This is a genomic window from Phormidium pseudopriestleyi FRX01 (assembly GCF_017313335.1).
GTDB classification, from domain to species: Bacteria; Cyanobacteriota; Cyanobacteriia; order Cyanobacteriales; family Laspinemataceae; genus Laspinema; species Laspinema pseudopriestleyi.
This window is the reverse complement of record NZ_JAFLQW010000248.1, coordinates 1-10,778: the sequence shown is the minus strand read 5'-3', so window position 1 is coordinate 10,778 and position 10,778 is coordinate 1. Positions and strand designations below refer to the sequence as shown.

The following is a 10,778-nucleotide window of genomic DNA, read 5'->3' as shown; positions in this document are numbered from 1 at the left end:
TAGGGCGGGGTGGTGACTCTGGAGGGGTGCCCGTAGGGCGGGGTGGTGACTCTGGAGGGGTGCCCGTAGGGCGGGGTGGTGACTCTGGAGGGGTTGCCCCTAGGGCGGGGTGGTTCCTTTGGAGGGGTTGCCCCTAGGGCGGGGTGGTTCCTTTGGAGGGTTGCCCGTAGGGCGGGGTGGTTCCTTTGGAGGGGTGGCAGGCGAAGGCTGACGGGTGATGAAGGCTGGGTCGGGGTAGGGGTTGGCTCAACACTCGCAACAGTGAGATGCACCCGTTGAAAACTCAACCCATCCGTTGATTTGTCAACTGAACTAATTCATCAGAATCGACCCTCAAAAAGCCTCTATTCCCTGAAACTTTGGATTGGCGAGGGCAGTTGCTGCTTCTCCACAAGTCCGGGGTGTGGGAAATAGTTTATCTGGATTTGCCAATCCTTTGGGATTAAATACGCTACGCACCCATTGCATGGTTTCTAAATCGATTTCATTAAACATTTCGCCCATGTAGCATTTTTTATCGGCCCCAATGCCATGTTCTCCGGTGAGACTTCCCCCGACTTTCACGCAGAGTTTGAGAATTTCTCCCCCTAATTCTTCTACTTGTTCTAAGGCCCCGGGGATGGCATTATCATAAAGAATTAAGGGATGGAGGTTGCCATCTCCGGCATGAAAGACATTCGCTACACGATAGCCATATTTTTGGCTGAGTCTTTCGATTTCTTTCAAGACATAAGGCAGTTGAGTCCGAGGAATTACGCCATCTTGAACATAATAATCGGGGCTTAAATGTCCCGCTGCGGCAAAGGCTGCTTTGCGTCCTTTCCATAATTTCATCCGCGTTTCTAAGTCACTGGCTGAGGTAATATTTCGCGCCCCATTCTGCTTGCAGAGTTCAGAAATTCGCTGTTTATTTTTATCAACTTCTACTTGCAATCCATCAATTTCAACTAACAAAATGGCGGTGGCATCTCGGGGATAGCATCCGGTGGCAACCACATCTTCTACTGCATTAATGCTGAGGTTATCCATCATTTCCATGCCAGCGGGAATGATGCCTGCACTGGTAATGGCAGAAACGGCGGCCCCGGCATCTTCAATGCTGGTAAAATCGGCTAAGAGGACACAAATTGCTTCGGGGGTTTTGAGGATACGGAGGGTGATTTCGGTGGCGACTCCTAATGTGCCTTCGGACCCCACAAATAATCCGGTTAAATCGTAACCGGGCATTTCGTTGAGTTCTCCTCCTACATCTACAATGGAACCATCAGGAAGGACTAATTTTAATCCTAAAACATGATTGGTGGTGACGCCATATTTGAGGCAGTGAACTCCGCCCGAATTTTCGGCAACATTGCCTCCAATGGAACAGATAATTTGACTGGAAGGGTCTGGGGCATAATAAAATCCAGCCCCACTAACGGTTTGGGTTACCCAGTTATTAATCACTCCCGGTTGGACGACAACTCGCTGATTTTCTAGGTCAACTTTGAGGATTTTTCGCATTAAAGCGGTGACGATTAATACTGAGTTTTCAATGGGTAATGCACCGCCGGATAGTCCGGTTCCTGCACCTCGGGGTAACCAGGGGATGTTATGCCGATCGCAGATTTTAATCGCTTCAGAAACCTGTTCTGTGGTTCGAGGCAATACGACTAATGCGGGACGTTGGCGGTAACTGGTTAATCCATCACATTCATAAGTTAGGAGTTCTTCTTTTCGTCGGACTACGCCGTTTTTACCGACCACTTGTTCAAATTCTTTAATAATCGGTTTCCAGTCGCGTTCTTGTTGAGTCTTTTGGGTCAGCATGGTAATCGTTCCTTATCAGGGTTTATCAGGGTTTGAGGTTAAATTATCGCCGGATTTAAGCTAATTTTTGGGCCAAATTGCCCGCAATCTCTTATCCAACGGGTTGCCGATCGCGACTCTGTACGGAAGCAGCAGAATAGCGCTTATCGGAGGAACTTGTCCAACTGAGCACTTGAATTCCATTGCCAAATGTTGCTTCCCCGACTACGGTAGATAGTTCGGCGATCGCTTGACATTCGGGATGGGCGGCGATAAAATCTTTTTGTGCTTGTTGTACGGTTTTCCAGTGACCATTGTTGACAATCACTAAGGCGCGATCGGCTAAAAAGTTTTTCATGAACAGTAACCCAATCAGTTGCGATCGATAGTCATAGGCACAATCATAAAAATAGACTCCAACTTTAGGTGTCGGTTGGCGATCGCGTAGATTCAGGAGAAATGTCTCAAAGTCTTCATTATAAAACTCAACCCGATCCAATACATTAAATTGGGTTAAATTTTCAATCAAAGTTTCATAACTCTCGCTACTCTCATCCCATTCTGAGAAATTATCTACCCCATACGCTTGGCGATCGCCTTGATCCAGCAATGCGCCAATTAAACTCGACCCTTGATAGGTGCCAATTTCACAATAAATTTCCCCCTGGTCCAGACAAGACACCGCTAAATTGATTAACTGCATCAAATTCGCCGTTGTCGTCCCTTGGACGCGATCGAGTACCTCCTGAAACTTGTCAGAACAGGGTTTGACTGAATCTTGACCCCAATTTTCATACTGCTTAGGAAGCATTTCAATAAACTTAAGATAATCCATCAATTCACCTCGGGTAATGTTGTTGGTCATTGGTCATTGGTCATTGGTCATTGGTCATTGGTCATTGGTCATTGGTCATTGGTTGTTGGTTGTTGGTCATTGGTCATTTGTTGTTGGTCATCCAATACCTGAGTGTCGCGTTCTACATAATTTTCAATGGCCGCTTTCCAAATCAAGTAGGCAGTCCCATTCAAATGTAACCCATCTATGGTGTAGCGTTCATCGAGTTGTTGATTTTCATCCACCAGTTGAGAATGTAAATCAATATAAGAATAAGAGAAATTGTCGCTTAACTGTTGCAGTTGAGTATTAAGATTTCTAATCATTTCATTGCTAGGGCCTTTTTCAAAAAGTTTTTTGTTGATGGGTAAAACACTTTTGACATAAACTTTGGTTTGTGGGGATTGTTGGTGAATGGTAGTCAAAATCTGTTGATAATTGACTAAAATCCCCGAAAAATCCTTTTTTCTGGCTAAATCATTAATGCCAATCATCAGAAAAATTTGACGCGGTTGAGAGGCGAGAATGGGATTTAACCGATCCAAGACCCCAGCGGTTGTATCGCCGATAATTCCGCGATTCAAAATTTGGGGATGATTTAAAATCTCGTTCCATTCACAGGAATCCGTTAAACTATCGCCGAGAAAAATAATGGGACTGCTGACTTTGGGAAGACCTTCAAACAAACTCCGGCGATGTTGATAGTAAATGTTAGACCAGGACTGAGAAAAAGTCTCGGGGGGAGTTGACCGGATTTTGCTTAAAATGTAGGGAATTCCTCCTTTTTTGGCAATCAAGACGAGGGCTAGAATTAAGGCGATCGCATTAAAAGTAAGGGATAAAATAAACTTGGGTTCAAATTGAGCAGATTTCATAACCTTAACTTCAATCCGATTAAAATAGTCATTGTTCAAGTTTCTGACTTGTCAGAAAGTGCAGGAAGTGCCGGAGGCAGAGGCGACTTTTGTCTGTTCAAGAAACTCTTGAACTCGATGCCATACCTGTTCTAGCAAATCGGGTTGATCAACGGCAAACCATTCAATCTTGCGATCGCCTCGGAACCAAGTCCGCTGCCGTTTGGCAAATTGTCGGGTATGTAATGCCGTTAATTCTTTTGCCTCTTCCAGGGAAATTTCTCCCGCCAAATATTGCTTAATTTCAGCATATCCGAGGGTATGAAGTAGGGGTAAACTCGTCCCATATTTTTGACAGATTGATTCCACCTCTGCCACCAAACCCGCATTAAACATTTCTTGAGTGCGAATTAAAATTCGGCGATCGCCTTCTTCGACCTCTTTACAGTCTAAACCAATCTGTAAAATCGGATAACTGGGGGGATTTTCCCCTTGTTGTTGAGAAATCGGACAGCCGGTGACGTAAAATACCTCCAATGCCCGTAAGGTTCTGACCGAATCGTTGGCATGAATCCGGGTTATACTCTCGGGGTCCACCTGTTGCAGCATGGCGTAACATTGAGCTTGACCCAACGCCGCCAACTGCGATCGCAACTCAGGATTAGGGGCCACCCGGGGAATTTTCAACCCCTTAACCACCGCCTTCAGATATAAACCCGTCCCTCCCACCAACAAAGGCACATGATTGAGTCCCTGAACCTCTGCGATCGCCTGATTCGCCTGGTCCTGATAATCTGCCACGGTCAAATTATCCGTCGGATCACAGATATCTAGGAGATAATGAGGGACATTCCGGCGATCGGCTGCTGTGGGTTTAGCGGTCCCAATATCGAACTCGCGATACACCTGACGCGAATCCGCACTCAAAATTGGCGACCCCAGACCCTGGGCCAAATGTAACGCCAGACTGGATTTCCCCGTCGCCGTCGCCCCACAAATTACAATTAATCCAGGCATGATGGTCATTTTGTCCTTGGTCGTTGGTCATTGGTCGTTGGTCATTTGTCCTTGGTCATTTGTCATTTGTCATTTGTCCTTGGTCATTTGTCTTTGGTCATCTCCCCAATCTCCCCAACCTCCCCCCTGCATCCCCCCAAAAAATTTCTCTTCTAATTGGGCTATCATCGCGAACAACCGTTTAGTGTTATAATTTTGATAGTTTTTGGTATTCTGACACTTTGTGGGCTGCAAAAGCCCGATTAATGGAGCTACCGTGGTATGACCAGCAACTACAGCGCTGACCAAATACAAGTTCTTGAAGGACTCGAAGCAGTACGCAAGCGACCGGGGATGTACATCGGGACCACCGGACCCCGAGGACTCCACCATCTAGTTTACGAGGTTGTGGACAACTCGATCGATGAGGCGCTTGCTGGACACTGTACCCATATTGAAATTGAGTTCAATCCAGATGGATCTTGTAGCGTAACCGACGACGGTCGAGGTATTCCTACGGACATCCATTCTAAAACAGGAAGGTCCGCCCTGGAAACGGTGATGACCGTCCTCCACGCTGGAGGTAAATTTGGAGGAGGCGGTTATAAAGTCTCCGGAGGATTACACGGGGTGGGTATCTCCGTGGTTAACGCCTTATCGGAATGGGTCGAAGTCACCGTTTGGCGTGAGAAAAAAATCCATGTCCAACGGTATGAACGGGGTGCAGCGATTGGAGAATTGGAAGGCAAACCAATTAAAGAAAATCGCACCGGAACCTCCGTTTGCTTTAAACCGGACTTCCAAATTTTCAGTACCGGCATTGAGTTTGATTACAGCACTGTATCGGGACGATTGCGTGAACTTGCCTACCTGAATGCTGGGGTTAAAATCACCTTTTCGGATAATCGAATTGAACTGCTCAAAAATAATGAGCCCCGAGTTGAAACTTATTGCTATGAAGGTGGAATTCGGGAATATGTAGAATACATGAACCGGGAGAAACAACCCCTTCATGAAGAAATTATTTACGTCGAAGGAGAGCGTAATAATGTTCAGGTGGAAGTGTCGTTGCAATGGTGCACTGATGCTTACACGGATAACGTCCTCGGATTTGCTAACAACATCCGGACTATTGATGGAGGGACGCACCTAGAAGGATTGAAAGCGGTTTTGACGCGGACCATGAATGCGATCGCCCGTAAACGGAATAAACTCAAAGAAGGGGATTCCAATCTCGGCGGTGAGCACGTTCGGGAAGGGTTAACTGCGGTGATTTCCGTGAAAGTGCCCGACCCGGAATTTGAAGGGCAAACTAAGACCAAATTAGGCAACACTGAAGTCCGGGGAATTGTGGATTCTTTAGTGGGTGAAGTGCTCACGGAGTATTTAGAATTTCGTCCCAGTATAGCGGATGCGATTTTAGAACGCGCAATTCAGGCCTTTAATGCCGCTGAAGCTGCCCGACGCGCCAGGGAATTGGTTCGCCGTAAATCGGTCTTAGAATCGTCTCCTCTGCCTGGAAAACTGGCGGATTGTAGTACCAAAGACCCGAGTGAAAGTGAAATTTACATTGTAGAAGGGGATAGTGCGGGAGGCAGTGCCAAACAAGGACGCGATCGCCGTTTCCAAGCCATCCTACCTTTACGCGGTAAAATCCTCAACATCGAAAAAACCGATGATTCCAAGATTTACAAGAATACCGAAATTCAAGCCCTAATTGCCGCCCTCGGTTTAGGGATTAAAGGGGAAGAGTTCGACCCCTCACATTTGCGCTATCATCGAATCATTATCATGAGCGTAGCGGGAGACGAACCCACTCTCGTCATGGATGACAAAGGGCAAACTGAGTTCGTCAAAATTGGTCAATTTATCGACGAGTGCGTAGAAGGGCGTCGCAGTCCCGAACGCTATCGCGTGGTATCCTTCGACCCCGTAACCCATGCCACCCGCTTTAAACCCTTGAAAGCGGTGATTCGACATGGACATGAAGAAGCGATGTATAAAATTACCACCCGGTATAATCGCTCAGTCAAAGTGACCTCCTCCCATAGCGTGTTCGTCTATGAAAACGGGGAAGTCATTCTCAAAAAAGGCAACGAAGTCAAACCCGGGGATTTGTTAGTCGCCTCTCGACGGTTACCGCGTCCCGCACAGAGTCCAACTCGCATTGATTTACTGGACACTTTGTATCGCGCTGGACTGACGCGATCGCTCTACTTAAAAGGGGAAGATGTGCGCCGCATTGCCAGTCAGCGTCTGTTGGCGAAAGTCGCTACCCCAGCGGAATGGAACGAACCTCGGGTAGAATTAGATGGGACGGCATGGCAACAATTGATTTGCCAACGGAAAATGGCCGGTATCACCCAAAAACAGGTGGCAACCGTCTGTGGTGTCAAACAACCGATTACCATCAGTCATTGGGAACGGGGGATTAATCGTCCTACCTTACCGAACTTTTTGGAATACTTAGAGGCGATCGGGGGGAACGAAAATATCGTTTATGAAACCGTCCCCTCGAAACTCGATCGCCTGTTAGAGCAAGATGATACCAGCAAAAATGCTCTCTGGCGCGAAGTCAGTGCGTACAAAGCGTTTGAGTATTTCACCCCCAGCGAACTGATCCAACTCGGTGACGCGGTACAAATTGTCCCCCAGGCGCATCAAGATAAAGCCTTTAGTCGCTATTTGCCGATTACAAAGGAATTGATGAACTTCTTGGGGTGGTATGTCGCCGAGGGAACCCTGAGTCAACACCAAGTTAGCTTAAATCTGGGTAAAAAAGATGAGCGGTTTATCCCGGCATTAACCGAGGCGATCGCCGCTACCTTCGGAGAAACTCCCCGCCGCTATAATGACCCCGACAGTGACGGCATTAAACTCTACTTCCATAGTGTCGCTGCTGCCCGGTTATTGCAAGCCTGGGGTTTAGCCAAACCTGCCCATGAGAAGCAACTGCCGGATTTAGTCTTCAGTCTGCCAGAAGACCTCCAACTGGCATTTTTGGAAGGCTATTTCCTGGGAGATGGCACTATTGGTAACAATAACTTCTCCTGGACGACCAATTCCCCCGCCCTCAAAGAAGGGTTGCTGTATCTGTTCGGACAACTGGGTTTAATTGCCACCCCTACAGAACATCAACCCTCAACTCCAGCGGATGCGCCGATCCAAACTCGCCATGCCTATTACACCCTGACGATTTGTGGTCAAGAGCAAATCGCCTTCAGTCAACGGATTTGGCAACATCATGCCAATGCATTGCAGTTGGAGGAACATTTAGCCCGTCCCACCCGCAAAGCTCAGGATTTCGTCCCGATCAGCGATGATTTGATGGGACTGAAAGTGATATCGGCTTCTGAGATTGAGTTAGTTGGTGACTATGTTTATGACTTCTCCGTAGAAGGGGATGAAAACTTTGTCTGCGGAACCGGCGGTTTATGTGCACATAACACTGACGCGGACGTAGATGGGGCGCACATCCGGACCCTGCTGCTCACCTTCTTCTATCGCTATCAACGGGACATGGTGGATCAAGGGTATGTTTATATTGCTTGTCCGCCGCTGTATAAGGTGGAACGGGGCCGGAATCATTTCTACTGTTACAGCGATCGCGAACTGCAACAGCTCATTCGCAATGAATTCCCCGCCAATGCCAACTACACGATTCAGCGGTTTAAAGGGTTGGGTGAAATGATGCCAAAGCAACTCTGGGAAACCACGATGAATCCTGAAAGTCGCACTCTGAAACGGGTGGAAATTGAGGATGCCGCAGAAGCCGATCGCGTCTTTACGGTATTGATGGGCGATCGGGTCGCACCTCGTCGTGAGTTCATCGAAACCTATGGTCCCCAACTCAAACTCATGGATCTGGATATTTAAGGGTTCTGGGTTTGATGTCCTGAGTCAAGGGTAGGCAGTGTTACCCGAATGAACTCAGGACTGGGGTCATTTTAGGGAGAACATCCGATAGGATAGGGGCAGTATAACAACTGCCCCGCCTATAGCGGATAAATAGAATAGACTGGCGCGTTGAATATCAGGAATTGTCCGTTGAAATTGTCACTGTTTGAAGATTATCAGCCGATCGCCGCGATCGCCGTTACCCCATCTGGGGTCAAACGATTACTATCTCTGTGTGATGCCACCGATGCCATCCTCTGGATACCCGCATCCTGTCAAGAGGCGATCGATGGTAAGACTCTCACCAGAGTACAGGTTTATACGGGTTCATTAACGGACCATCTCGCTAAGATTTGGCCGGATTGTCGTGCTTTTATCTTTTGTTTAGCAACTGGCGCAGTCGTTCGGGCGATCGCACCATTGTTGCAGCACAAGTCCATTGATCCGGCAGTGGTTGTGGTTGATGAAGCGGGGAAATTTACCATTAGTTTATGTAGCGGACATCAAGGGGGTGCCGACTGCCTGACTCAGGCAGTCGCCCATCAACTCGGTGCAACCCCCGTCCTCACTGGCGCATCATCGGCGTTGCAATTGCCGGGAATTGATGTGCTAGGCGTGCCATTTGGCTGGAACCGAGGGGAGGGTAATTGGACTGCCGTCAGTGCCGCGATCGCCCGTCAGGAACCCGTAGAAGTCATCCAGGAAGTCGGTTGCACCCTCTGGCAAGAGAATTTACCCGAGGATCATCCCTTTATCCTAGAATTGCCGAATGATACAACACCTCACAAACTAGAGGCGAAAACCCCCAAGGCAAGAGTCTGGATTAGTGCTACCCAGCGGCAGTTTGCACCGGATTCTGACTTTCCCAAGGTGCAGTGGCATCCGCGAGTCTTATGGGTGGGAGTCGGTTGCGAACGGGGAACTTCGCGTCGGGTGGTGGAAACTGCGATCGCCCAAGTGTGTCAGTCACATCATTTCGCACAAGCTGCGATCGCTGGGATAGCCACAATTGATATTAAAGCCGATGAAGTGGGATTATTGGAGTTGTGCGAGGCGCGTCAGTGGCCGTTAAAAACCTTTCCCTCAGAGGTTTTGAAGTCGGTTGCTGTTCCCACCCCTTCCACGGTGGTGGAACAGGAAGTGGGGACTCCCAGCGTGGCCGAAGCAGCGGCGATCGTTGCCGCACATGGGTTGACTTCCCCGGGTGAAATGCGCAATTCTCTTCTAGTTTCTAAGCAAATTTTTCGGTTAGAAGGGGAACCCGGTGCCGTCACCATTGCGATCGGCCAATCAGAGAGGGAATATACTGGACGTGAGGGAAAACTTTGGTTAGTGGGAACGGGTCCTGGTGCGTTAAACCAGATGACCCCGGCGGCACAAACCGCCATTGCGACTGCCGATTTGGTGATTGGTTATACTCTATATATTGACTTAATTAAACCCCTCTTGCGTCCGGGTCAACTGGTGCAATCCTTGCCAATTACCCAGGAACGACACCGTGCTCAACTGGCGATCGCGTTTGCCGAGTGGGGATTAACCGTCGCCGTGATTTCCTCTGGAGATGCGGGAATTTATGGCATGGCGGGATTAGTTTTAGAACAACTCCGAGAGGGGAATTGGGATGGTCAAACCCCAGGAGTGCAAGTTTTTCCCGGAATTACCGCTTTACAAGCGGCTGCCTCTCGGGTGGGAACGCCTTTAATGCATGATTTTTGTGCGATTAGCCTAAGTGATTTGCTCACCCCTTGGACAATGATAGAAAAGCGGTTAGAAGCAGCAGCAGCAGCCGATTTTGTGGTAGCGCTTTATAATCCGCGATCGCGCACCCGAACCGAGCAGATTGCCACGGCACAAGCCATTTTTCTCAAGTACAGAAAACCCGATACTCCCGTGGCGATCGTGCGATCGGCTTATCGAGAAGACGAACAAATCACCCTCACCACCCTAGAACAACTCCTAGAAAATCCCATCGATATGCTCAGTACCATCCTCATCGGCAATCAAAGCACCAGTTTCTATGAAAATTGGATGATTACCCCCAGAGGTTATCTCGGATTCGAGACCCGCTAACCCCATCCCTTGCTTCTCCAGTGCCTCTAAAAGGTCAATCCAGACCAAGTTAGAAACCGGGTTTCTTCACTCAATTTCGGGATTAAAAAAATACTGGGGTAGAGTCAATTACCCTACCCCAGATTCAAATGTTTTAACCCTTAGTAAAACCTAGGTTTATTGACTCCCTTGGCGCACTTGTTCGATGGTTAAACCCAGCATTTGCGCCACTTGCTCGACCGTAAATCCCTGTGACAGCAATGGTGAAACTACTTCGAGTTTGCCTTCGAGTTTGCCTTCGAGCTTAATATCTTGATACAGCCTGGATTGCTTAAATTCATTCACGCCTATCATCTCTT

5 protein-coding genes and 2 pseudogenes are annotated in these 10,778 nt (G+C 48.2%); 2 read left to right on the top strand and 5 right to left on the bottom strand.

What is annotated here, in order from left to right:
- Window positions 1–333 precede the first annotated feature (333 nt).
- From glcD to miaA, 4 genes and pseudogenes are all read right to left on the bottom strand, one after another.
- Window positions 334–1,809, bottom strand: coding sequence for a glycolate oxidase subunit GlcD (glcD, locus tag J0895_RS09225; protein ID WP_207087811.1), 1,476 nt, complete (start codon window positions 1,807–1,809; stop codon window positions 334–336).
- A gap of 91 nt (window positions 1,810–1,900) precedes the next feature.
- Window positions 1,901–2,653, bottom strand: a complete 753-nt coding sequence (locus J0895_RS09220) for a class I SAM-dependent methyltransferase (protein ID WP_207087810.1) — start codon at window positions 2,651–2,653, stop codon at window positions 1,901–1,903.
- 197 nt (window positions 2,654–2,850) lie between these two features.
- Window positions 2,851–3,498, bottom strand: a pseudogene (locus J0895_RS09215) (GDSL-type esterase/lipase family protein); the annotation flags it as partial.
- 51 nt (window positions 3,499–3,549) lie between these two features.
- Window positions 3,550–4,494: a tRNA (adenosine(37)-N6)-dimethylallyltransferase MiaA gene (miaA, locus tag J0895_RS09210; RefSeq protein WP_207087808.1), complete on the bottom strand. Its 945-nt coding sequence runs from the start codon at window positions 4,492–4,494 to the stop codon at window positions 3,550–3,552.
- A gap of 261 nt (window positions 4,495–4,755) precedes the next feature.
- Here miaA and J0895_RS09205 point away from each other — a divergent pair, with 261 nt between their 5' ends.
- Together J0895_RS09205 and cobJ are read left to right on the top strand one after the other, a co-directional pair.
- The gene (locus tag J0895_RS09205; protein ID WP_207087807.1) at window positions 4,756–8,349 is read left to right on the top strand and encodes a DNA gyrase subunit B; all 3,594 of its coding nucleotides are present in this window, start codon (window positions 4,756–4,758) and stop codon (window positions 8,347–8,349) included.
- Between the two features lie 171 nt (window positions 8,350–8,520).
- Window positions 8,521–10,440, top strand: coding sequence for a precorrin-3B C(17)-methyltransferase (gene cobJ / locus J0895_RS09200; protein WP_340643484.1), 1,920 nt, complete (start codon window positions 8,521–8,523; stop codon window positions 10,438–10,440).
- 156 nt (window positions 10,441–10,596) lie between these two features.
- Here cobJ and J0895_RS09195 read toward each other — a convergent pair.
- Window positions 10,597–10,778, bottom strand: a pseudogene (locus J0895_RS09195) (Rpn family recombination-promoting nuclease/putative transposase); the annotation flags it as partial.